The sequence below is a fragment of the Sphingomonas sp. Leaf33 genome (assembly GCF_001421785.1).
In the GTDB taxonomy this organism is placed as follows: Bacteria; Pseudomonadota; Alphaproteobacteria; order Sphingomonadales; family Sphingomonadaceae; genus Sphingomonas.
Genome location: NZ_LMLB01000001.1, coordinates 1,197,773 through 1,220,730, shown reverse-complemented (window position 1 = coordinate 1,220,730; position 22,958 = coordinate 1,197,773). Strand labels below are relative to the sequence as shown.

21 protein-coding genes are annotated in these 22,958 nt (G+C 66.0%); 2 read left to right on the top strand and 19 right to left on the bottom strand.

Annotated features, from left to right (window positions below; genetic code table 11):
* Positions 1–122 precede the first annotated feature (122 nt).
* Positions 123–3,437, top strand: coding sequence for a TonB-dependent receptor domain-containing protein (locus ASE86_RS06090; RefSeq protein ID WP_056423661.1), 3,315 nt, complete (start codon positions 123–125; stop codon positions 3,435–3,437).
* A gap of 153 nt (positions 3,438–3,590) precedes the next feature.
* Positions 3,591–5,165: a family 43 glycosylhydrolase gene (locus tag ASE86_RS06085; protein ID WP_056423659.1), complete on the top strand. Its 1,575-nt coding sequence runs from the start codon at positions 3,591–3,593 to the stop codon at positions 5,163–5,165.
* Positions 5,166–5,287: 122 nt separating this feature from the next.
* Here the strand turns inward: ASE86_RS06085 and ASE86_RS06080 are convergent, their stop codons facing one another.
* The 19 genes from ASE86_RS06080 to ASE86_RS05990 form a co-directional block, all read right to left on the bottom strand.
* Positions 5,288–6,937, bottom strand: a complete 1,650-nt coding sequence (locus tag ASE86_RS06080) for a cation acetate symporter (protein ID WP_056423657.1) — start codon at positions 6,935–6,937, stop codon at positions 5,288–5,290.
* Positions 6,934–7,236, bottom strand: coding sequence for a DUF485 domain-containing protein (locus ASE86_RS06075; protein ID WP_056423655.1), 303 nt, complete (start codon positions 7,234–7,236; stop codon positions 6,934–6,936). Before ASE86_RS06075 ends, ASE86_RS06080 begins: the two co-directional genes overlap by 4 nt.
* A gap of 411 nt (positions 7,237–7,647) precedes the next feature.
* Complete coding sequence (locus ASE86_RS06070) at positions 7,648–8,067, bottom strand: Hpt domain-containing protein (RefSeq protein ID WP_200911489.1); 420 nt, start codon at positions 8,065–8,067, stop codon at positions 7,648–7,650.
* A gap of 76 nt (positions 8,068–8,143) precedes the next feature.
* Positions 8,144–8,344, bottom strand: coding sequence for a sulfurtransferase TusA family protein (locus ASE86_RS06065; RefSeq protein ID WP_056423651.1), 201 nt, complete (start codon positions 8,342–8,344; stop codon positions 8,144–8,146).
* A gap of 8 nt (positions 8,345–8,352) precedes the next feature.
* Complete coding sequence (der, locus tag ASE86_RS06060) at positions 8,353–9,723, bottom strand: ribosome biogenesis GTPase Der (protein ID WP_056423648.1); 1,371 nt, start codon at positions 9,721–9,723, stop codon at positions 8,353–8,355.
* Between the two features lie 123 nt (positions 9,724–9,846).
* The gene (locus tag ASE86_RS06055; protein WP_056423645.1) at positions 9,847–11,178 is read right to left on the bottom strand and encodes a PQQ-binding-like beta-propeller repeat protein; all 1,332 of its coding nucleotides are present in this window, start codon (positions 11,176–11,178) and stop codon (positions 9,847–9,849) included.
* Positions 11,175–11,876 carry a tetratricopeptide repeat protein gene (locus ASE86_RS06050; protein WP_056423643.1) on the bottom strand — a complete coding sequence of 234 codons (702 nt, stop codon included), beginning with the start codon at positions 11,874–11,876 and terminating at the stop codon, positions 11,175–11,177. The genes ASE86_RS06055 and ASE86_RS06050 overlap by 4 nt, the downstream gene beginning before the upstream one ends.
* Before the next feature lie 72 nt (positions 11,877–11,948).
* The gene (panB, locus tag ASE86_RS06045; RefSeq protein WP_056423641.1) at positions 11,949–12,809 is read right to left on the bottom strand and encodes a 3-methyl-2-oxobutanoate hydroxymethyltransferase; all 861 of its coding nucleotides are present in this window, start codon (positions 12,807–12,809) and stop codon (positions 11,949–11,951) included.
* Between the two features lie 321 nt (positions 12,810–13,130).
* Positions 13,131–13,571 (bottom strand): hypothetical protein, encoded by a 441-nt coding sequence (locus ASE86_RS06040; protein ID WP_056423639.1) that lies wholly within the window; start codon positions 13,569–13,571, stop codon positions 13,131–13,133.
* Positions 13,572–13,638: 67 nt separating this feature from the next.
* Positions 13,639–13,986 (bottom strand): arsenate reductase, encoded by a 348-nt coding sequence (locus ASE86_RS06035; protein WP_056423637.1) that lies wholly within the window; start codon positions 13,984–13,986, stop codon positions 13,639–13,641.
* Between the two features lie 28 nt (positions 13,987–14,014).
* Complete coding sequence (locus tag ASE86_RS06030; RefSeq protein WP_056423633.1) at positions 14,015–14,455, bottom strand: hypothetical protein; 441 nt, start codon at positions 14,453–14,455, stop codon at positions 14,015–14,017.
* A 61-nt stretch (positions 14,456–14,516) separates the two neighbouring features.
* Complete coding sequence (locus ASE86_RS06025; RefSeq protein WP_321162980.1) at positions 14,517–15,071, bottom strand: GNAT family acetyltransferase; 555 nt, start codon at positions 15,069–15,071, stop codon at positions 14,517–14,519.
* Positions 15,068–16,624, bottom strand: coding sequence for a glutamine-hydrolyzing GMP synthase (guaA, locus tag ASE86_RS06020; RefSeq protein ID WP_056423631.1), 1,557 nt, complete (start codon positions 16,622–16,624; stop codon positions 15,068–15,070). The genes ASE86_RS06025 and guaA overlap by 4 nt, the downstream gene beginning before the upstream one ends.
* A 59-nt stretch (positions 16,625–16,683) precedes the next feature.
* On the bottom strand, positions 16,684–17,544 hold the full coding sequence (locus ASE86_RS06015; RefSeq protein WP_082441703.1) for an ATP-grasp fold amidoligase family protein: 861 nt from the start codon (positions 17,542–17,544) through the stop codon (positions 16,684–16,686).
* Between the two features lie 124 nt (positions 17,545–17,668).
* Entirely contained in the window at positions 17,669–19,795 is a 2,127-nt protein-coding gene (locus ASE86_RS06010; protein WP_056423629.1) for a prolyl oligopeptidase family serine peptidase, read from the bottom strand.
* 180 nt (positions 19,796–19,975) lie between these two features.
* Positions 19,976–20,392 (bottom strand): 50S ribosomal protein L17, encoded by a 417-nt coding sequence (gene rplQ, locus ASE86_RS06005; protein ID WP_056423628.1) that lies wholly within the window; start codon positions 20,390–20,392, stop codon positions 19,976–19,978.
* A gap of 185 nt (positions 20,393–20,577) precedes the next feature.
* Positions 20,578–20,973, bottom strand: a complete 396-nt coding sequence (locus ASE86_RS06000) for a DUF2846 domain-containing protein (RefSeq protein ID WP_162233311.1) — start codon at positions 20,971–20,973, stop codon at positions 20,578–20,580.
* A 140-nt stretch (positions 20,974–21,113) separates the two neighbouring features.
* The gene (locus ASE86_RS05995) at positions 21,114–21,575 is read right to left on the bottom strand and encodes a hypothetical protein (protein WP_056423624.1); all 462 of its coding nucleotides are present in this window, start codon (positions 21,573–21,575) and stop codon (positions 21,114–21,116) included.
* A 284-nt stretch (positions 21,576–21,859) separates the two neighbouring features.
* Complete coding sequence (locus ASE86_RS05990) at positions 21,860–22,921, bottom strand: DNA-directed RNA polymerase subunit alpha (protein ID WP_056423622.1); 1,062 nt, start codon at positions 22,919–22,921, stop codon at positions 21,860–21,862.
* Positions 22,922–22,958 lie beyond the last annotated feature (37 nt).

Genomic DNA, 22,958 nt, shown 5'->3' with positions numbered 1-22,958 from the left:
TGCGCTTGCCGTTTTGCGACGACCTGAATATGTCTCGTTGTGATACCGGTGTCATCACCGGAACCATGAGCGCCCGTGCAACGACACGGGAGCCCGGCAAGGACGATCCTGGGAGGGGTTTCATGATGTTCTCGACATTCATCCGCCGCATGAACGGCGTCTCGACCACCGCGCTGGCGATCGCTGCGATCGTCGGCACGACCGCGGCCAGCGCCCAGACGGCGCCGCCCCCCGCCCCCAACGCGCCAACGAACCCGGCCAATCAGCAGCCGTCGCCGATCGCGCCGGAAGAGACCACGGCCGACGGTGTCGAGACGTCGGAAATCGTCGTCACCGGCTTTCGCGCCAGCCTGGAAAACGCGCTCGACCTGAAGCGCAGCTCCAACCAGATCATCGATGCGATCACCGCGGAGGACATTGCCGACTTCCCCGACGCCAACCTGGCCGAATCGATCCAGCGCCTGCCCGGCGTCTCGATCGACCGCGACAACGGCGAGGGTCGCACGATCACCGTCCGCGGCCTGGGCGGCGATTTCCAGCAGACCCGGCTGAACGGCGTCGATGCGCAGTCGGCCGCGGGCGGCAGCAATTCGGACAGCGGCGCGAACCGGTCGCGCGGGTTCGACTTCAACACCTTCGCCTCCGAACTGTTCGGCGGGGTGAAGATCACCAAATCGGTCGCGGCGGTGAACGACGAAGGGTCGCTGGGCGCGATCATCGACCTGACCACCGGCCGCCCGCTCGCCTACAAGGGCAGCCGCTATGCGCTTGGCGCGGAGGCCGAGTATCGCGAGAACGGCAAGTCGATCAATCCGCGGCTGACCGCGCTGATCTCGCAGAAGATCGGCAACAATTTCGGCATCCTCGCTTCGGTCGCGTACCAGAAGCAGGAACAGCAGATCGACAGCTATCGCCGCTCGATCGGGTCGTTCGACTACGCCTATCGCAATTCGCAGCTGAACGGCGTGACGCCGAACACCTTCGGCTTCGCGCGCCCGTCGACCGCCGGCACCGGCGCGACCTTTGGTTCCGACCCGGCCGCCTATGCCCTCGTCACGCCGACGACGATCATCCCCGCGCTGCCGTCGATCCAGCGGCAGGAGCTGGCGTACGAACGGCTCGGGGCGACCGCGACCGCACAGTGGCGCCCGACCAGCCGCACCGAAATCATCCTCGACGGCGTCTATTCGCGCTACAAGCAGGACAGCACGAACTTCGGCATCACCACGATCGGCCTGAACCGCAACGGCACCAATGCTCGCGTCGCGCAGAACACGCTGCGTGCGGCGAACACCGCCAACGGCCTGGCCGACCGCCTGGCGCTCTACGCCAACTGCGTGCCGTCGGCGGTCGTCAACTGCGCCGGCACCGAAGGCAGCACGACGCTGCTGCCCGGCACGCAGGCGAGCTACAATCCGAACAACCTGAACACGTACGACTATTACAATTCGACCCGATCGCCGGGCTATATCGCGAACGCGCAGTCGATCGCCTATTATAACGAACTGATCGGTCGCCCGAACTCCAAGATCCGCGCCGCCAACGTCAATGCCGCAGGCCAGGCAGATTATCTCGTGCTGGATGACGTCGACTGGCGCAGCTACGCCGACGCCCAGTTCGGCACGACCGAATTCTACCAGGGGACGCTGAACGCGACGCAGGAGATCACCGACCGGTTCCGCGCCGACCTGACGCTCGGCTATTCGAAGTCCAAGTTCGACGCGACCGGTTTCCTGACCGAATTCAACGCGATCGACCAGGATGGCTATACGTTCGACGAACGCGGCGACGGCAACATGCCGGTGTTCAACCCCGGCTTCAACGTCGCCAACCCGGCCAGCTGGTCGCTGGTGAAGGGCCTGTCGACGATCCGGTACTTCACCAATATCGTCAGCAACGAATATCGCGTCGGCCGCCTGAACTTCGCGCTGGATGCGATCCCCGACCAGCTGACGCTGCGCTTCGGTGCCACCTGGAAGAAGTTCGACTTCGACAGCGACCAGGGCCGTCGCAACCAGTCGATCGAGGCGATCAACCCGACGCTGGCCGAAGCGAAGCTCGCGATCACAGACCTCGGCCAGACGGTCGGTTTCGGCAAGGGGCTGGACGTCAGCACCGGCACCCCGACCAGCTTCTATGCGCCCGATCTCAACAAGTTCATCAACGCGTTCGGCATCGACTGCAACTGCGTCAACAAATGGGGCGATTTCCGCGCGGTCGTCGATGGTCGCCAGCGGGCGGCCGTGACCGAGCAGGACCTGTCAGGCTTCTTCCAGGTCGATTTCAACTTCGACGTGTTCGGTGCGCCCTTGCGCGGCGACGTCGGTATGCGCGTCGCCCGCACGCGGGTGAAGGGCTTCGGCAACGTCGGCGGCAGCGATGGCGTGCAGGGCCTGCCGGTCACCGCGACCAACGAATATTTCGACTGGCTGCCCTCGACCAACCTTACCTGGGAGCCGGTCCGCGACCTGCTGATCCGCTTCGCCGCGGCAAAGGTCATCGCGCGTCCACAGCTCGCCAGCCTGACGCCGGGCACGACCGCCTTCCCGAGCGGCCTGGCGACCAACGGGTCGGCGCCGTCGGTCACGGTCGGCAATCCGTACCTCAACCCGTTCCGCGCGACCAACTTCGACCTCAGCTTCGAGAAATACTTCGGTCGCGGCGGCCTCGTCGGCGTGACCCTCTTCAGCAAGAAGATCGACAGCTTCCCGCAGCAGATCGCGGGCGAAGTGCCGCTGTCGTCGGTGTTCGAACCCGCCGTCTACCAGGCGATCGTCAATTCGATCACGAACCAGCCGCTGAAGGACTATACGGTGGCGGGCGGCGTCTATGCGGTGCGTCAGTTCAACGACGCGCCGGGCGGCACCATCCGCGGCGTCGAGGTGAACGTGCAGTCGAACTTCTTCTTCCTGCCCGCCCCGTTCGACCAGTTCGGCGTGACCGCGAACTACACGCACATCACGTCGAAGCTGAACTACCTGACGGGCACGGTGCTTTCGACCGCGCAAGGGGCAGCGGCGTCGACCGCGGTCAATACGTTCGCCGAAGGGCCGTTCCTCAACACCTCGCCCGATGCGTTCAACGCGACGCTGTATTTCGAGAACAAGGTGTTCTCGGCGCGCGTATCGGGGGCGTACCGCACGCGCTACGTCAACCGCTTCCCGCTCGCCTCGGGCACCTGCTCGGTCGGCACGACGACGAACGCGGGTGCCGCCTGCAACTCGCCGGTGGTCGCGGACTTCGGGTATAACGAGAACCAGCTGAACATCGACTTCGCGCTGGGCCTGAACGTGACCAGCTGGGCGAAGCTCTCGCTCGAGGGGCGCAACCTGACCAACAACGCGCAGTACCGCACGATGTACGCGGCGAACCCGGTGACGCAGACCTACGCCAGCACCGGCCGCATCCTGACGGCCGGGCTGCGGATGTCGTTCTAAGGTAACGCGACCACCTCCACTCCGTTCGTGCTGAGCTTGTCGAAGCACCGCCCTTCTTCTTCGTGACGCAACGCCAGTGGCACGAAGAAGGACGGCCCTTCGACAGGCTCAGGGCGAACGGGTGAAGTGGAGGCAAGAGAAAGGACCAGGACGATGCATCTGACGCGGCGAAACGCCTTCGGGCTTCCCCTCGCCGCGGCGGTCGCGTCGCCCGTTCTCGCCGCGGGCAAGCCCGCCCCCGACTGGAAACGCGGCTTCGACAACCAGCGGATCGCCGACCTCGGCGACGGCCGCTTCCTCAATCCGCTGATGGCCGGTGACCATCCCGACCCGACGATCCTGAAGGACGGGGCGGATTACTACATGACCTTTTCGACCTTCGATTCCTATCCGGGTCTGGTCATCTGGCACTCGCGCGACCTCCTCAACTGGGTGCCGATCACCGCGGCGCTGACCACCAACATCGGATCGGTCTGGGCGCCCGAACTCACCAAGCACGACGGGCGCTACTTCCTCTACGTGCCGACCAAAAACCCGACGACCAACTGGGTGATCTGGGCCGACGATATCCGCGGGCCGTGGAGCGAGCCCATCGACCTGAAGCTGCCCGCGCACATCGACCCCGGCCACGCGGTGGGCGAGGACGGCAGCCGCTGGCTGTTCCTGTCGGGCGGCGACCGCGTTCGCCTGTCCGACGACGGCCTCCGCCGCATCGGCGAGCCCGAGCATGTCTACGATCCATGGCGCTACCCCAACGACTGGGATGTCGAGGGCTTCAGCCCCGAAGGGCCCAAGGTGCTGCGCCACGGGGGCTGGTTCTACCTGATCCTGGCGGTCGGCGGCACCGCGGGTCCGCCGACCGGCCACATGGTCATCGCCGCCCGCTCGCGATCGATCCACGGGCCTTGGGAGAATTGCCCGCGCAACCCGATCGTCCGCACCACCGACCCGAGCGAAAAATGGTGGTCGCGCGGCCATGCGACGTTGGTCGAGGGGCCGGCGGGCGACTGGTGGAGCGTCTATCACGGCTACGAAAACGGCTATTGGACGCTCGGCCGCCAGACGCTGCTGGATCCGGTCGAGTGGACCGCCGATGGCTGGTTCCGGATGACGGGCGGCGACCTGTCACGGCCGCTCCGTGCGCCAAGGGGCGGCAGCAGGGTCGGTCCGCACGGCCAGCCGCTCAGCGACGATTTCACGACGCTGGCCATCGGCAGCAAATGGAATTTCTTCAAACCCGCCGCCGACGAGCGCGCCCGTGCGCGCGTCGAGGACGGCGCGCTGGTGCTGACCGCACGCGGGACGGCGCCGTCATCGTCCTCCCCGCTGCTGTTGATCGCGGGCGACCAGGGGTACCAGGTTGACTGCGACATCGAAGTCGCGCCCGGCGGCACCGCGGGGTTGATCCTGTTCTACGACGAGAAGCTCTATTGCGGCCTGGGCTTCGACGAGACGCGGTTCGTCACGCACCAGTACGGCATCGAACGCGGCCGCCCCGCCAATCCGCACGGGCGACGGATGCGGATACGCGTGACCAACAACCGGCACATCGTCAGTTTCCACACCTCCGGCGACGGCGGGCGGACGTGGACGCGGTTCGACCGGGGCATGGAAGTCTCCGGCTACCACCACAATGTCCGCGGCGGCTTCCTGATGCTGCGGCCGGGGCTCTATTCCGCCGGCAAGGGCGAGGCGCGGTTCCGCGATTTCCGGTTTCGGGCGCTGTAGTATCGCCTTGAAATACCGTTCGCACTGAGCTTGTCGAAGTGCTGCCCTTCTTCGAGCCCGGGACCTTCCGCCCCGAAGAAAAAGGACAGTGCTTCGACAAGCTCAGCACGAACGGAGTGGAATCAATGCGCCGACGCGCCGGCCGCGCCGATTCCCGTTTCCTGCCGCACCTGCTGCGCGGCAAAGCCGGCGCGATCGACCGCCGCCCGCCCGCTGCGATCGGTCACCGACACCAGCCAGATGACGACGAAGGCGACCGGCATCGAGAAGATCGCCGGCGATCCATAGGGGAAGATCGCTTCCGGGTAGCCGAGCACCTTCACCCACACCGCCGGCGACAGCACCGTCAGCACGAACGCCAGCACGACGCCCGACAGTCCGCCGGCAACGACGCCGCGGGTCGTGCAACCGCTCCACAGCAGCGACAGCAGCAAAACCGGGAAATTGCCCGACGCCGCCAGCGCGAACGCCAGGCTGACCATGAAGGCGACGTTCTGCTTTTCGAACGCGATGCCCAGCGCGATCGCGACCACGGCGAGCACCAGTACGGTGATCCGCGACACGCGGAGTTCGGACGCGGTGTCGGCAGCCCCCTGCTTGAACACGCTGGCATAGAGGTCGTGGCTGACCGCCGACGCGCCCGAAAGCGTCAGCCCGGCGACCACCGCCAGGATCGTCGCGAACGCGACCGCGGAGATGAAGCCCAGGAACAGGTTGCCGCCGACCGCCTGCGCCAGATGGATCGCCGCCATGTTGGTCCCGCCCCTGAGCGCCCCGTCGGCATCCAGGAACCCCGGATCGGTCGCGACCAGCACGATCGCGCCGAAGCCGATGATGAAGGTCAGGCAGTAGAAATAGCCGATCCAGCCCGTCGCCCAGAGCACCGACGTCCGCGCCGCCTTGGCATCGGGCACGGTGAAGAAACGCATCAGGATGTGCGGCAGGCCGGCCGTGCCGAACATCAGCGCCATCCCGAGCGAGATCGCACTGACCGGATCCTTGATGAACCCGCCCGGCCCCATGATCGCCGAATTGCCCTTCACCTCGACCGCGCGGGCGAACAGTTTCTCAGGCGAGAAGTCGAAGCGCCACAGCACGGCGATCGCGATGAAGCTCGCCGCGCCCAGCAGCAGCGCCGCCTTCACGATCTGCACCCACGTCGTCGCGGTCATGCCGCCGAACAGGACGTAGCAGGTCATCAACACGCCGACGATGCCGACCGCATACGGATATGGCAGGCCAAACAGCAGCTTGATGAGCTGCCCCGCCCCCACCATCTGCGCGATCAGGTAGAAGAGGACGACCGCCAACGTCGAGATCGCAGCAAAGGTCCGGACCGGCGTCTGCGCGAAGCGGAACGAGGCGACGTCGGCAAAGGTGAAGCGTCCCAGGTTGCGCAACCGCTCCGCCATCAGGAACAGCAGGATCGGCCAGCCGACGAGGAAGCCGATCGAATAGATCAGGCCGTCGTAGCCATCGGTATAGATCTGCGCCGAAATACCCAGGAACGACGCTGCCGACATATAGTCGCCCGCAATCGCCAAGCCGTTCTGGAAGCCGGTGATGCCGCCGCCCGCGGTATAGAAATCGGCCGCGGTCTTGGTCTTGCCTGCCGCCCAGCGGGTGATACCCAATGTCGCGAGGACGAACAGTGCGAACATGCCGATCGCCGTCCAGTTGGTGGCCTGTTGCACGGCCGGCGCAACGGCGTGCGCGGAGGCGGCGGTGCCGGCGCAGATGAGCGCGGCAGCGATCAGCCAGCGCGGGATCATGCGTCATGCTCCGCACGGATCGCGGCCAGCACGGCGTCGAACTCGCCGTTGGCGCGGCGGACGTAGAGGCCGGTCAGCACGATCGAGAGGATGATGATGCCAAGCCCGACCGGGATGCCGATCGACGTCGCCCCGCCCGACAGCGAAGCGCCCAGCAAAGGCTTGTCGAACGCGACCAGGCCGACGAACCCGAAATAGACGATGAGGATGATCGCGGTCAGGATCGCGGCGAACCTGCCGCGGCGCTTGAGTAACGCCCGGTACCGCGGATCATCCGCAATTCCCTGATGCCTGTCCATCGCCCGTCCCCTCCGCTCGCTGTCCGAACGATAGCGCGCCGCGCCCGGGAGGGAAGCAAATTCACCACATGATGGACTGCGGTTCCATTAGAGCGGTTTCTGACCAATCTGCGCCACCGTGATTGTGTCAGGAAGGTTGCTGGCGAGGAGCGGCGCGAAGCAGGGGCTGGCCTGCCCCTGCAAGCGTCGCGACGATGTCCAGCGGCTTTCCTGACACAACCCCTTCGGGGCGGGCGGAGCAGCCCGAGGTTCCGACGATGCGTAGCATCGGTGGAATGGCTGCGGAGGGCGATTTTGCTCCGTGGAGTCGTCCCTCGTCAGTCACGGGGGCAAAGCCCCGCTCCTTCCTCGATCCTAGCCACAAACCGAAATCGGCTCCGTCACGATGGTGCAGATTGATCGGAAACCGCTCTAAACGGCGCGACGTCCGAAGCCGCCGGCGGGACGGCGTTCGACCAGCGGGCTGGTCTCGCGTTCGAGCAGGGTCAGGGTCTGTTCGAACAGGCCGCGCAGGCTGGCGACATGCTCCAGCGCCTCCTGCGGCGAATCATGGGTTTCGACGCAGTCGCGCGCGATCGTCTCGATCGCCTCGGCCCGCGCGGTCAGGAGCTCGGCCCCGAATTGTGCGGATTCGCCTTTCAGCGTGTGCGCCGGGATGACCATTGCCGCGGCGCTGCCGCTGCGCATCGCCGCTTCGATCGCCGCAACCGATTTTTCGCCGTCTTCGCGAAAATAGCCGAGAATGCGGACGAAATTGGCGCCGAGCTCGATTCGCGCTGCCGACAGCACGCCCCAGTCGATCACCGCCGCCTCAGGAATTCCGCTCGTCATGTGCCCACTCCACGGCGCGTCATTGCACCGGCCAGTGGCGTCGTTTTAGGACGATCGGGTAAACAGCCCGTTGATTTCACCGCAATCGCACGACCCGGAAATGATCGGCGGCTATCGGTTCGATCGACCAGCCCGCCGCGGTCGCCACCGCCGCCAGTTCGCGCGGCGCGATGGGATCGTCGGCCATCACCTCCACCGGCCCGTCCGCGGTTCGCAAGGTCTTGGCGAGGCGCAGCGCCGGCCATGGACAGCGCATTCCGCGCGCGTCGATCCGCATCGGGGCCGTTACGACTTGCTGTGGTCGAACGGGTTCTTCGGTGCGCGCAGGGACAGGCGCACGGGCACCGCGCCGAAATCGAATTCCTTGCGCAGGCCGTTGACCAGATAGCGGCGGTAGCTTTCGGGCAGCAGGTCGACGCGGGTGCCGAACAGCACGAAGGCCGGCGGGCGCGTGTTCACCTGTGTCATGTAGCGCGGCTTGATCCGCTTGCCGCCGGGTGCGGGCGGCGGGTTCGCCTCGATCGCGCGTTCGAACCAGCGGTTGAGCTGGCCGGTCGACACGCGGCGCGACCAGGCCTCGCGCGTCTCGAACGCGACCTTGAGCAGCACGTCGATGCCCTTGCCGGTCGCGCCCGACACGGTCAGCACGGGCACCCCCTTCGCCTGCGACAGGCCTTCGTCGAGCGCCGCCTTGATCCCGTTGAACAGGCTGGAGGCGTTTTCCGCCACGTCCCATTTGTTGAGGGCAACGACCAGCGCCCGGCCTTCCTGAAGCGCGCGATCGGCGATCTTCAGGTCCTGCACTTCCAGCCCGCGCGTCGCATCGATCATCAGCACGACGACTTCGGCGAAATCGACCGCGCGCAGTGCGTCCATCACCGACAGCTTCTCGAGCTTTTCCTGCACGCGCGCCTTCTTGCGCATGCCCGCAGTGTCGATCAGCCGCACCGGGCGCGGGCCGTCCGGCCCCTGCCACGTCCAGTCGATCGCGATCGAATCGCGAGTGATGCCGGCTTCGGGCCCGGTAATCAGGCGGTCCTGCCCCAAGATGCGGTTGATGAGCGTCGACTTGCCCGCGTTCGGGCGGCCGACGATCGCCAGTTTCAGCGGGGCGTCCGGCGCGTCGGGGTCCTCATCGACGGTGTCGTCGGCGTCCTCGCGCTCGATCAGCGGGCGCAGCGCCTCGAACAGCTCGACCACACCCTCACCGTGCTCGGCCGACAGCTGCACGGGCTCACCGAAGCCCAGCGCCATCGCCTCGATCACGCCCGTCTCGCCCGCACGGCCTTCGGCCTTGTTGGCGACCAGCACGATCGGCGTGTCGGTGCCGCGCAGCCAGCGGGCGATCTCCTCATCGAGAGGCACGATGCCGGCGCGCGCATCGACCATGAACAGCGCGACATCGGCATCCTCGACCGCCGCTTCGGTCTGCAGGCGCATCCGCCCCGGCAGCGTCGCGACGTCCTTGTCCTCGAACCCGGCGGTATCGACGACACGGAAGTCCATGCCGATCAGCGTGGCATCCCCCTCGCGCCGGTCGCGCGTGACGCCGGGCTGGTCATCAACCAGCGCCAGCCGCTTGCCGACCAGGCGGTTGAACAGCGTCGACTTGCCGACATTGGGGCGCCCGATGATGGCGACGGTGGGAAGGGGCATGGGTCTAGCAATCCAACAGCAGGTACGCCCGGCCCCCTACACGATTCGGACCGAACGGAAAAATGGCAGAGCCCCGGTCACCGTGGCGACCGGGGCTCGGAAGGGTTCAAACGGGGTCGACGGTCACCGATAGGCGACCAGCGTCCCTTCGTCCGACAGCAGGTACAGCGTCTGGTTCGCGACGACCGGCGACAGGCTGAACACGGCCTTCTTGTCGGTAAGCGTCGTCTGGACGCTGCCGTCGGTGACCGAGGCCGCGACGATCTCACCCAGCGAATTGGCCAGCCACAGCTTGTTGCCGGCCAGCACCGGGCCGACCCACGACACCGGGTCCTTCTGCGTCTTCTTCTTCTCGACGCGGTACTTCCGCAACTGGCTGATCCAGCGGATCTTGCCCGATGCGCGCGCCAGACAGATCAGACGCGCGTCGTCGGTGACGACGAATATCCATTCGCCCGAAACCCACGGCGTCGCGATGCCGGCGAGGTTCTGTTCCCACAGTCGCTGGCCGCTCAGCACGTCCAGCGCGACCATGCGGCCGCCCTGGCCGATCGCATAGAGCTTGCCCTGGTCGATCACCGGCTCGGCATCGATGTCCGACAGCGCCGACACGCTGGTCGATATGCTGGAGCGCGACAGCGCGTCGGCCCAGAGCGTCCGGCCGTTCTCGTAGCGATAGGCGTTCAGCTCCCCGCTCGAGAAGCCCGCGACTACGGTCCCCTGCGCCGCGGCCGGTGCGGCCACGCCGAACACGCCCTGCGATTCGAGGCTGCCGGAAGAGGTCCAGGCGACCTTGCCATCGGCCTGGTTCAGCGCGAACAGCTGGTTGTCCTGGCTGAGCACATAGACCTGGTCGTTGGCGAGCGTCGGCGCACCGCGCAAGGGGCCGCCGGGCTTCGCCCGCCACAGCTCGGCGCCGGTGTTCGCATCGAACGCGACGACATCGCCCAGGCCGTTGGTGGCAAAGGCCTTGCCGCCCTCGACACTGACGCCGCCGCCGAAGCGGGCGCGGGCGTTTTCGTCGCCCTTCACCGTCTGCGCGGTCCACAGCGTCGCGCCGGTGTCGGCGGCATAGGCGTGGACGGCGCCGGCGGTGTCGGTGATGTACAGCTTGCCGCCGTCGACCACGGGGGCCGCGGCCAGGCGCGTGCGCTTGTCGCCGCCGGGAATTTCGATCGACCAGGCGCGCACCGGCGCGTCGGCCAGGGCGACATGGCCCATCGCCTTGGCGGCGTTACCGCCCGGCTGGTTCCACGCGTCGTTGGCGGCGGCCAGCGGCACGACGACCTCGATGTTGGCGATGGTCCGATCGACGTCGATCGAATTCTCGGTCATCAGGATCGGCACGCGATCGCCGAGCACCGGCGTCTTCTTGGCCCCGCCCTTGAAGATGCCGCAGCCACCCAGGCTGACGATCAGCGCGATCGCCGCGGTGGTCCGAACAAAAGACTTCATCCTGCCTTCTTTTCCTCAGTCTGGTCGACGGCATCGACACCCAGAACACCCGCCATCTGAACCGCGCGTTGACGGATGCTGGCGGGCACGTTTTCGTCGCGTGCGATTTCGCCGAACATCCGTCCGGCCAGGTCGCGGCGGTTCATCCGCAGGTGGGCGACAGCGGTCATTTCCCCCGCGGTGCCGTAATAGGGATTGCCCTTCACCGCCAGCGGCCGCAGCCGGTCGATCACGACCTGCGGCTTCAGCGTATCATATTCAGCGAGCGTCTGGCGGAGAAGCGCCAGGTTACGCAAGGGTTCGGCCGCGCCGCTGTCACCGGCGACTTGCGCGAACAGCGTCGCCGCGCCCTTCAGGTCCTGCTTCTGGAGCAGGATATCGGCCTGGGTGAACTTGGCGAGCGCGGCATAGCCGTCGGTGCCCGTCTTCGCGAGATCGGCGAGCACCGGCGCTGCCTTGTCCGGCTGCTGGTTGCCGAGCGACTCCATCGCCTGGTTAAACTTGACACCCTGCTCGCCCGCCACGCTTGCGCGGTGCGATTGCCACCACAGCCAGCCGGCCAGCGCGACGAGCGCCGCGACGAGTCCGCCGACGATGACCACGCCCCAGCGCTTCCACAGCTTCAGCGCTTCCTCGCGACGCAGTTCTTCGTCGACCTCGCGCAGGAAGGCTTCGTTCGATTGCGGGGTCAACGCCACGTCAGGGACACTCCAAGGGAAACAGCGCGGACGCCTTAGCCGCGATGCGGGGGAAACGGAAGCGGCGGCGAATCAGCTCTTGGGACGATAGAGCTGCGCGTCGCCGGGGAAGCTGCGCGCGCGCACCTCGTCGGCATAGGTCGTGACCGCGGCGGAAATACGGCCGGCGATGTCGTCGTACGTCTTCACGAAGCGCGGGGTGCGCTCGAACAGGCCCAGCATGTCCTCGGTCACCAGCACCTGCCCGTCGCATCCGGCCGACGCGCCGATGCCGATCACCGGACAGGCGACCGCCGCGACGATGTCGTTGGCCAGGCTTTCCATCACGCCTTCGACCACCAGGGCGAAGGCGCCGGCCCCGGCGACGGCCTTCGCGTCCGACAGGATCTTGGCCGCTTCGGCATCGCTGCGCCCGCGCGCGCCGTAGCCGCCCAGCGCATTGACCGCCTGCGGCGTCAGACCGACGTGCCCGCACACCGGGATCCCGCGCTGCGACAGGAACGCGACGGTCGGCGCCATCGCCGCCCCGCCCTCCAGCTTGACCGCCGCCGCGCCGGTCTCCGCCATGATCCGCGACGCGCTGGCAAAGGCCTGTTCGGGCGAGGCCTCATAGCTGCCGAACGGCATGTCGATGACGACGACCGCGTGATAGCTGCCCCGCACCACCGCCGCGCCATGCGCGCACATCATGTCGAGCGTCACCGCCAGCGTCGACGGCAGGCCGTAGATCACCTGCCCCAGGCTGTCGCCGACCAGCAGCATGTCGCAGTGCGGGTCGAGCAACTGCGCCATCCGCGCGGTGTAGGCGGTCAGCATCACGATCGGCTCACCGCCCTTGCGCCGCTGGATCGCGGGCACGGTCAGCCGCTTCATCGGTGCCGGCGTCGGATTGGCGCGGCTGGTCGCGGTGTCGAGCGTGAAGGTCGTGGACATGGGGGTGGCCTACGCCGGGCGCCGGGCCGGGTCCAGCGCGGGGTGCGCGACGCCCAAAAGTTGCGATGCCGCGGTCGATCGGTCAGCCTTCGTCACCTTTGTCACTTTTGCCGGTGAGAAACCGCGCGAGCGATGGGTCTGGTCCATTCGACAGGGTGAAGCAGATTGCGGCCGTGTAGGAAAATGGTTTCCGAGCCAATCCTCCCCTGCAAGGGCAGGTGGCAGACCGCAAGCCTGACGGAGGGGTGTCACCCTCTCGATAGCGCGACACCCCTCCGACCGGCTACGCCGGCCACCTCCCCTTCCAGGGGAGGATTGGCGTTACCCGATCCACCCCCGCCGTATCGCCAAGCCCGCCAGCCAGATCTGAAACACCGCGACCACCACGATGAAGATCGGAAACCCCGCCGCGACGGCGAACCCGCGCACTGCGACCATGTCGGTCGTCGCGAACAGCCAGCCGAACTGAACGATTACCGCGATCAGCGAGACGATGAACAGCAGCTTCGCCAGCCGCGACCGCAGGAACAACGCGACGCTACCGACGAACCCGGCACCCACCGCCACCGCATAGACAATGTTGTACCACGCCGGCAGCCCGGCATAGAGCGCGCGGTAATAGTCGTCCGCCGGTCCCATCGCATCGGCGCCCAGCCGGAATTGCTGGATACAGGCGAACACGCCCATCGCGCCCCACAGCGCCAGGAGCACCGCCACCAGCCAGAACCACGCCGGCGCCTTCGCGCGACCGATTGCCTTCATCTCATCTCTCCCCGAATGTGCCGGCAAGCTATCGGATCGGGCGACGCGCATCCAGCCCGCTGCGAGGTCAGCCGAAAGCGGCCGCGTACATCTCCGGCTTGAACCCGACGAGCAGCGCACCCGCCCCCTCAACCACCGGCCGCTTGATGAGCGACGGCTGCGCGACCATCAGGTCGATCGCCTTGGCCTCGGTCAGATCGGCGCGGTCGGCGTCGGATAGCTTGCGGAACGTCGTGCCGGCGCGGTTGAGGAGGTTTTCCCAGCCGACCTCGCCTGCCCAGGCGGCAAGTTTGTCGCGATCGGCGCCGAGTTTCTTGTAGTCGTGGAATGTGTAGGCGACGCCGTATGCGTCGAGCCACGTGCGGACCTTCTTCACGGTGTCGCAGTTGGGGATGCCGAAGAGGGTGAGGGTCATAAAATCTGACTTCAAAAGTATTGCATGATTAGCGATTGGTCCGAAGCGGTCCGTAATCTGGCGGCAGAATGCCAACCCTTTTCAGCGACGCAATCCCCTCGGCGTTCACGAAGCTATTTCCAAAGTCTAGCCCCTCCTGCCCCCAACCAGCCAATATCAGACCACGGTCACCCTTCTCAGGAATGTTGAGACTACAGATGTCTCGGCTCGACGTGCCTCGCAAAATCTGACCTTGCTTCAGCGATCCGAGAAAGACCCTCCGGACTTTCAACTCCCACACACCGGGAACGTTATTCATGACAATCTGAGCTTCGAAGATCTGACTAAGCCGACGGACCGAAGCGAGCATCGCGTCATCGGCTTCATCCCGTGCAGGTTGCTTGGATGGTGACGCAATGAAGCATGCCGCACTCTCACTGCCAAAAAACGGCAGGAGCAGGCCAATAGAGAGACCGATGGTGCGCAACATGACAATCCATTTATCGTGTGTATGGACGGCATCAAACGCAATAATTACTACAACCTTCTACTCAGACTACCCTGCCGAGAAAACGTCCGAATGTCACGACAGGCTGACGCTTCAGTCCCAGCGCTTCGTAGAAACCCGTCGCTGCCTCGTTCCCCTCACGCACCATCAGCTGTATCTTCGGCGCCTCGCGCGAGATGAGCCACTCTTCCGCCGCTGCCATCAGAGCGCGGCCGAGGCCGGCGCGGCGGGCTTTGGGGTGGACGGCGACGTAATACACCCATCCGCGATGGCCATCGAAGCCGACCATGACCGATCCGGTGACACCTTCGCCGTCTCGCACCACCAGCACCGCGGAGGTCGCGCCGCTGACGGCCTGGAGAAAGTCGCGGTCGGGGTCGTTCCAGGGCCGCGTGAGATCGCAGGTGCGCCAGAGGGCGACGACTGCCTCGCGGTCATACGCCGTCGCGGCCTCGACCTGCGGCGCGGCAGCTGTCGTCGCCGAGTGACGCTGCCGAAACCCTCCCCCGGAGGGTTTCGAGTCAGGCGTTGCGGCAGCTGTTCGCTGCCGAGTGCCCGGGCCGGGCTCGCGCCCCGCGCGATCCCGAGTCCCGGTCACTCCCATTCGATCGTCCCAGGCGGCTTCGACGTATAGTCGTACGTCACGCGATTGACGCCCTTCACCTCGTTGACGATCCGGGTCGCGACGCGGGGCAGGAAGTCGCCGGGGAAGCCGAACACTTCGGCCGTCATGCCATCGGTCGAGGTGACCGCGCGCAGGGCGAGCACGCTGTCGTAAGTGCGACCGTCGCCCATCACGCCGACGCTGCGCACCGGCAGCAGCACCGCGAACGCCTGCCAGATCGCGTCGTACAGGCCCGCGGCGCGGATTTCCTCGAGGTAGATCGCGTCGGCCTTGCGCAGGATGTCGCAGCGTTCGCGGGTCACTTCGCCGGGGATGCGGATGGCCAGGCCGGGTCCGGGGAACGGGTGGCGGCCGACGAAGACGTCGGGCAGGCCCAGTTCGCGGCCGAGGTCGCGGACCTCGTCCTTGAACAGCTCGCGCAACGGCTCGACCAGCTTCATGTCCATGCGTTCGGGCAGGCCGCCGACATTGTGGTGGCTCTTGATCGTGACGCTTGGGCCCCCGGTGAAGCTGACGCTTTCGATCACGTCGGGGTACAGCGTGCCCTGCGCCAGGAATTCGGCGCCGCCGATCTTCTTCGCCTCGGCCTCGAACACGTCGATGAAGGTCTTGCCGATGAACTTGCGCTTGGCCTCCGGGTCGGTGACGCCGGCCAGGCCCGACAGGAACAGCGTGGCGGCATCCACATGGACCAGCGGGATATTGTAGTGCCCGCGAAACAGGCTGACGACCTGGTCGGCCTCGCCCGAGCGCATCAGGCCGTGGTCGACGAAGACGCAGGTCAGCTGCTCGCCGATCGCTTCGTGGATCAGCACGGCGGCCACCGCCGAATCGACGCCGCCCGACAGGCCGCAGATCACCCGGCCCTTGCCGACCTGCGCGCGGATTTCGGCGATCTTGGTCTGGCGGAATTCGGCCATCGTCCAGTCGCCGGTCAGGCCCACGACGTGACGGGCGAAATTGGCGATCAGCTTGCCGCCGTCGGGGGTGTGCACGACCTCCGGGTGGAACTGCATCGCATATATACGGCGCGCGTCGTCGGCGATGATCGCGTACGGCGCGCCGGGGCTGGACGCGACCGCGCGGAAGCCGGGGGCGAGTTCGGTCACCTTGTCGCCGTGGCTCATCCACACCTGATGGGTTTCGCCCTCCGCCCACAGGCCGTCGAACAGGCTGCAGCCGTCGCTGATCTCGACATAGGCCTTGCCGAACTCGCCGCTGTTGCCCTTGTCGACCTGGCCGCCCAGCTGCGCGTTGAGCGCCTGCTGGCCGTAGCAGATGCCGAGCAGCGGGATCCCCGCGTCGAGGATCGCCTGCGGGATGCGCGGGGAGCCTTCATCGACGACCGAGGCCGGGCCGCCCGACAGGATGACGCCCTTCGGCTGCATCCGCGCGAACGCCGCTTCGGCGGAGGTGAAGGGAGCAATCTCGGAATAGACCCCGGCTTCACGCACGCGGCGCGCGATCAGCTGGGTTACCTGGCTGCCGAAATCGACGATGAGGATGGAATCGGGATGGTCGACCATGTGCCCATCTAGCGGGCCGGGCGCGCGGAGCAAGCGCGGGCTACTCGGCGTAGTGATCGTCAGGCCGCAGCCAGACCGATCGGGCGATTCGCATCGGGCAGCGCCGCCGCGAGCGCGGAAGCCCGCCAGACGTCGCCCATCGCCAGATCCAGCGCCGGCGGGTCGAACGGGTCCAGGCCCGATCCTGGGTAAAAGGTGATCTCCCCGAACAGCGGGCGGTCACCGGATTGATAGAAATCGACCCGCGCAAAGACCAACCCGCGCGCCAGTTCCTCGGCTGCCGCCAGCATCGCCGCCAGTGCCGATGGCCGCTCGATGCGCTCGGCGCCGGTCTTAAGTGGTTTCCAGTCGGTGTCGTGCAGCACCCAGCGATGCCGCGTCGCACGGTCCAGATGGACCTGCACATATCGCGCTTCACCGGCAAAGACGTAAATCTTGTAATCGACCGGCAGCTGCTCGGTCGCGCCGATGAACGGCTCGACCAACAGCCCGCGCGGGATGTGCGCGTAGAGCCATTCGTCGAGCCAAGCGCCATAGGCCTTTTTCATCCAGCGCGCACTCGATCGCCGGACGGCAGGCCAGTCGACGGCGGCATCGCGGACGACGGCATACTGGTTGCACCCGTGTCGGGATTTGACCACGACCGGCCCGGACCACAGCGATGCAGACGGAAGCTTGGTCCCCGACCACAAGGTCGGGATGACCCATTCCGGCCCCAGGCGATCGGCGACAATCGATTTGACCGCGACCTTGTCCGCCATGGCCGGCAGGCGCGGGTCGCGATCGTCGAGCTTGCGCGCCTGCACCAACTCGGTGAACCGGCGCGGATCGTCGAGGTTCGGCAGGCGGCCGTGCCGCCACAGATACGTCAGGCTGATCCTGACCCGGGCCGCGAAGTCATGTCGTCCAGCGCTGCCCATGGTCGCTCAAGTGCTTGCGCAGGGCATTGTTCCATTGTTCCAGTTGCGAACCCATCGCGGCCATACAGCGTCGGGCGGGGGCTGACGACCGCGCAAAGCTCTGCCTCACACGGTCGCCAAATGCCTATCGAACCGGCTTGACGTCCATCCCCGTCCACTTCGCCGAGAACGCCCACAAATCGGCGGCTTCCTCGATGATCTTGTCCGTCGGCTTGCCGGAGCCATGGCCGGCGCGGGTTTCGATGCGGACCAGGTGCGGCTTGGGGCCGATGTCGGCATTCTGGATCGCCGCGGTGTATTTGAACGTGTGGCCGGGGACCACGCGGTCGTCGGTGTCGGCGGTCGTCGCCAGGATCGCGGGGTATGCCTTGCCCGATTGGACATTATGGTACGGCGAGTATTTGTAGAGCGCCTTGAAATCGGCCTCCTTCGACGGATAGCCATAGTCATCGACCCAGTAGCGCCCTGCGGTCCAGCGGTCGAAGCGGGTCATGTCCATGACGCCGACCGCCGGCAGCGCGGCGGCGAACAGGTCGGGACGCTGGTTGATGACGGCGCCCACAAGGAGCCCGCCGTTCGAGCCGCCCTGGATGACCGTCTTCTGCGGCGACGAGATGCCCGTCTTGTCGAGATATTCGGCCGCGGCAATCATGTCGTCGAACACATTCTGCTTGTTCTGCAAGCGGCCGGCGTCGTGCCACGCCTTGCCGTACTCGCCGCCGCCGCGCAGGTTCGGCTGGGCGATCACCCCGCCCTGTTCCATCCACGCGATGCGCGTCGCCGAGAAGCTGGGCAGCAGTGACACGTTGAAACCGCCGTAGCCATAGAGGATCGTCGGCGCCGGTCCCTTCAGCCCCTTCTTGTGGACGATGAACATCGGGATCTTCGTGCCGTCCTTCGACGGGTAGAACACCTGCTTGACCTCGTACGCATTCGGATCGAAATCGACCTTCGGCGCGGCCCAGACGGTCGCCTGGTTGGTCCGCACGTCGTAGCGATAGATGGTCGATGGCGTGGCAAAGCTGGTGAAGGCGAAGAACGTCTCCGGATCCTGCGGATCGCCGCCGAAGCCGCCGGCCGAACCGATCCCCGGCAGCGCGACCTTGCCCATCGGCGTGCCGTCCAGGCCGTAGCGGCGGACTTCGCTCTTCACATCGACCATATAGTCGGCCAGCATCACGCCACCGACGATGCTGGCGCCATCGAGCACGGCCGCGTCTTCGGCGATAAGCTGCACCGGCTGCGGATTGGCGCTGGCGATGTCCATCGTCACGACACGATTGCGCGGCGCGTCCTTGTTGGTCTTCACGTACAGCTTGGACCCGGTGCTGCCGATGACCGACCATTCGTTGGTCAATCCGTCGATGAGCTTGCGCGGTTTCCAGTCGGCCGACTGGAGATCGACGACCGACAGCTCGTTGCGATTGTCGGTGCCCTCGCTGGTGTAGATCAGCAGATAGCGCCCGTCGTCGGTCACGCCCGCATAATGCCCGCGCTTGGGCATATCCGGCGTTTCATAGACCAGGCGATCGGCCGACTGCGGCGTGCCGAGCTTGTGGAAATAGACCTTCGAATTGAGCGTCAACGCCTGATACTTCTGCCCCGCCGGCGGTTCGGGATAACGCGTGTAGAAGAAGCCCGAACCGTCCTTCATCCAGTCGCCCAAGCCCCGTACCCATTCGAGCTGGTCGCCGGTGTCCTTGGCCGTAGCGACGTCCATCACCTTCAGCGTGCGCCAGTCGGTGCCGCCATCCTGAATCGAATACAGCAGCTTCGTGCCGTCATGCGACGCTGCGTAGCCGCCCAGCGCGGTCGCGCCGTCCTTGGCCCAGGCGTTCGGGTCGATCAGCACGCGTCCCGCACCGTTCAGGCCGTCGCGGACGTAAAGGACCGACTGGTTCTGCAAGCCGGTGTTGCGCGAATAGAAATACTTGCCGCCCTTCTTGGTCGGCAGGCCAAAGCGCTCGTAATCGTAGAGCGCCTTCATCCGGTCCTTGAAGATCTGGCGGCCCGGCAGCGTCGCCAGATACGCGTCGGTCACGCCGTTCTGGGCGGTCACCCAGGCGCGGACCTTGTCGTCGCTGCGCACATCGGCTTCCAGCCAGCGATAGGGGTCGGCGACCTTCACGCCGAACTGTTCGTCGACGGTGGGCCCACGTTCGGTCTGCGGATAGGTCAGCTTCGGCATGGCATCCTGGGCGATGGCGGGAGAGGTAGCGGCAAGCAGGGCGGCGAGGAACGCGCGACGCATCGGTATCTCCGGATACGAAAAGGGAGGCGACACCGTAGCCGGTGCAGCCTCCCCTTCAAGCGCTTAGACTGCGAAGTGCCGATCCCATTCTACGAACGCCGCGGCAAAGCCGCGTCGTCGGACGGTGCCTGAACACCGCCGGCCGTTCGAAGAGGGTTCGGGCGCCTAGCTACGCTAGGCTCACGCCTCTTCGAATTCCTCGTTCATCACCGGACCCGAATCCTGGCCCTTGGCCGAGACGTCGCGGTCGACGAACTCGATGATGGCCATCGGCGACGCGTCCGATGCGCGGATGCCGGCCTTGATGATGCGGGTATAGCCGCCGTTGCGATCGGCGTAGCGCGACGCCAGCGTATCGAACAGCTTGCCCAGCTGCGCATCGTCGAGCAGGCGAGCGTGCGCGAGACGGCGGTTCGAAAGACCACCCTTCTTCGCCAGCGTGATCAGCTTCTCGACGTAGGGACGCAGTTCCTTCGCCTTGGCGACGGTGGTGGTGATCTGCTCATGCTTGATGAGCGCGGCCGACATGTTGCGGAACAGCGCAATACGATGGGCCGAGGTACGCTGCAGCTTACGGCCGCCAACGCGATGACGCATGGGTCTTTCCTTCGTTCGTTCGGGGGCCGTGTGAGGTACCCCGGACCAGGCGATGAAACGGCACCGCCAAAACCAGCTCTATCGAGAGAGCCGCAGCCACAAGCGGATTTCGCCGCGGCTGTCAAGCGAGCCGACCATGTCCGATGTCTCTCCCCAGGGACACGGCCGGCTCACCGACGCGAGTGTTATCGCGGCGTCGCCACCGACGAGGCGGTCGCTGCGGACGCCACCTGATCGGGGCGAAGTGCCCCCTCGCCTGGCCCCATATCGTCTGCGTCGACCATTTTCAGCTTTGCGTGCTTGCGGAACTCCGCTTCAGTCGCCGGGCGGATATCGGGGCGGCCCGCCATGATCCCCATCTTTATCTTGCAAGCGGCGTACTGCGTTTCGTCCGCTTCGACTTCCAGCGCGAGCGTGTCCTTGGCTTCGCTCTTGACCGAGAATTCATGACGTCCCGGCGGGGCCACCATGATGAAATACTTGCCCGACCCCAGCGAGCTGACCTTCTTTCCGTTTTCGTTGACGGAACACCCCATTGCCATGCCCATGCCACCGGGCCGGAAGAAGACGATCTGCCCCATGCCGGCCGGCGGTGCCGGGATGGCGATCGGCGTCGTCGCCTTGGCGTCGGCGGCAACCGCCGGCGCGACGGTCGATGACAATGCGACGGCAGCCGCAAAAGCGTACTTAACGAACATGGAACATCCCCCTCTTGTGAATTCTAGCCCGCCGGACAGCCGGTGCCTGATGCCGCTCCGCCTTCGACAGGTTGAATCGTGAATGGCTGCGCGGTCTTGGCGACACCCAGCGTGCCTTCCGCCACGTCGACCTCACCGCCGCGGATCAGAAAGGCGGACATGGCGGCTATCGGTCCCAGCGCCGCACTCGCGACGTTGATCGCATTGACCAAATCCGTCTTCGACCGTCCGTTCGGCGCCATATGCAGGCTGCGTAAGCGCAACTGACGCCCGCAGACATCCAGATACCGCGCAGCCAGCACGAGCTCACCGCCCGTACCACTACCGCCGGCCTTCTTGGCATGAACCACTTCGCCGGTTCCGGTCGCGCCCGCCGGCACGACCACCCGGTCGCCGTCCATGATCGGATCGACCAGACGGATGGGAAAGAGATCGCCCGGCTTGCTCAGCTTGCTGCCGAGCGCAGACCGGATTTCCAGCGTCACGACTGTAAGGGCCGGAACGACGAAGCCCGACGCGTCGCCCTTCGCTTCAGCGACTGGTTTGGAAGACTGGGCATCCTGCGCCCGCGCAACGCAAGGTATCGGCGCAATCGCCGCTAGCGCGATCACCCAACGCGCCGGTCGAAAAGACAGCCTCCCCCAAGACATTACCGGAGGCTAACAACAGTTTTCCCGAACCGCAAGCAACCGACCGCGCAATTCTTCGGACAAAAAAAGGGCGCCCGATGAGGGCGCCCCTTTTGTCTTGCCGGTACATCCGTGACAGATCAGCCGAGGATTTCCTGCTCGAGCTTCTTCGCCATCTCTTCGATGTTCTCAGGCGGCCAGCCCGGGATTTCCATGCCCAGGCGCAGGCCCATCGAGGACAGCACTTCCTTGATCTCGTTGAGCGACTTGCGGCCGAAGTTCGGCGTGCGCAGCATCTCGGCTTCGGTCTTCTGGACCAGGTCACCGATGTAGATGATGTTGTCGTTCTTGAGGCAGTTGGCTGAGCGGACCGACAGTTCGAGCTCGTCGACCTTCTTCAGCAGGAAGCGGTTGATGGTCGCGGTGTCGCCGGTTTCCGCCGGAGCCGCCGACGGGGCGGCAACGCCGATCGGCGCAGAGCGGGTAACGCTCGAATCGTCGAAGTGGACGAACAGCGCCAGCTGGTCCTGGAGGATGCGGCCGGCATAGGCCACCGCGTCGTCCGGGGTCACCGTGCCGTCGGTCTCGACCGTCAGCGTCAGCTTGTCGTAATCCAGGTCCTGCCCGACGCGGGTCGGATCGACCTTGTACGACACCTGGCGCACCGGCGAGTAGAGCGCATCGACCGGGATCAGCCCGATCGGCGCATCGGCCGGACGGTTGTTCGCAGCCGGAACGTAGCCCTTGCCGGTGTCGGCGGTCAGTTCCATGTTCAGCGTCGCGCCGTCGTCGAGATGGCAGATGACGAGATCGGGGTTCATCACCTCGATATCGCCCGACACCGCGATGTCGCCGGCCTTCACTTCGCCCGGGCCGGTGGCCGAGAGCTGGAGGCGCTTGGGGCCTTCGCCCTGCATCTTCAGCGCGATCTGCTTCACGTTCAGGACGATGTCCGTCACGTCCTCACGGACGCCGGCCAGCGACGAGAACTCGTGCAGCACGTTCTCGATCTTGATCGAGGTGACGGCGGCACCCTGCAGCGACGACAGCAGCACGCGACGCAGCGCGTTGCCGAGCGTCAGGCCGAAGCCACGCTCCAGCGGCTCGGCGACGAAGGTCGACTTGCGCTTGCCATCGCCGCCCTTCTTCTCGAGGCCGTTGGGCTTCTTGAGTTCCTGCCAGTTCTTGGGATTGACGGACACGGGCTACCCCTTGCTCTTGGGCACCGGCTGATCGGGC

Bases quoted from the DNA above. Each gene is read 5' to 3' on its own strand.
- ASE86_RS06010 (WP_056423629.1), bottom strand. From the start codon at position 19,795: ATGCGTCGCGCGTTCCTCGCCGCCCTGCTTGCCGCTACCTCTCCCGCC.
- ASE86_RS06090 (WP_056423661.1), top strand. From the start codon at position 123: ATGATGTTCTCGACATTCATCCGCCGCATGAACGGCGTCTCGACCACC.
- ASE86_RS06070 (WP_200911489.1), bottom strand. From the start codon at position 8,067: ATGACGAGCGGAATTCCTGAGGCGGCGGTGATCGACTGGGGCGTGCTG.
- ASE86_RS06055 (WP_056423645.1), bottom strand. From the start codon at position 11,178: ATGAAGTCTTTTGTTCGGACCACCGCGGCGATCGCGCTGATCGTCAGC.
- der (WP_056423648.1), bottom strand. From the start codon at position 9,723: ATGCCCCTTCCCACCGTCGCCATCATCGGGCGCCCCAATGTCGGCAAG.
- ASE86_RS06040 (WP_056423639.1), bottom strand. From the start codon at position 13,571: ATGAAGGCAATCGGTCGCGCGAAGGCGCCGGCGTGGTTCTGGCTGGTG.
- ASE86_RS06030 (WP_056423633.1), bottom strand. From the start codon at position 14,455: ATGTTGCGCACCATCGGTCTCTCTATTGGCCTGCTCCTGCCGTTTTTT.
- ASE86_RS06015 (WP_082441703.1), bottom strand. From the start codon at position 17,544: ATGGGCAGCGCTGGACGACATGACTTCGCGGCCCGGGTCAGGATCAGC.
- panB (WP_056423641.1), bottom strand. From the start codon at position 12,809: ATGTCCACGACCTTCACGCTCGACACCGCGACCAGCCGCGCCAATCCG.
- ASE86_RS06000 (WP_162233311.1), bottom strand. From the start codon at position 20,973: ATGGGGCAGATCGTCTTCTTCCGGCCCGGTGGCATGGGCATGGCAATG.
- rplQ (WP_056423628.1), bottom strand. From the start codon at position 20,392: ATGCGTCATCGCGTTGGCGGCCGTAAGCTGCAGCGTACCTCGGCCCAT.
- ASE86_RS06080 (WP_056423657.1), bottom strand. From the start codon at position 6,937: ATGATCCCGCGCTGGCTGATCGCTGCCGCGCTCATCTGCGCCGGCACC.
- ASE86_RS06035 (WP_056423637.1), bottom strand. From the start codon at position 13,986: ATGACCCTCACCCTCTTCGGCATCCCCAACTGCGACACCGTGAAGAAG.
- ASE86_RS06085 (WP_056423659.1), top strand. From the start codon at position 3,591: ATGCATCTGACGCGGCGAAACGCCTTCGGGCTTCCCCTCGCCGCGGCG.
- ASE86_RS06065 (WP_056423651.1), bottom strand. From the start codon at position 8,344: ATGCGGATCGACGCGCGCGGAATGCGCTGTCCATGGCCGGCGCTGCGC.
- ASE86_RS06075 (WP_056423655.1), bottom strand. From the start codon at position 7,236: ATGGACAGGCATCAGGGAATTGCGGATGATCCGCGGTACCGGGCGTTA.
- guaA (WP_056423631.1), bottom strand. From the start codon at position 16,624: ATGGTCGACCATCCCGATTCCATCCTCATCGTCGATTTCGGCAGCCAG.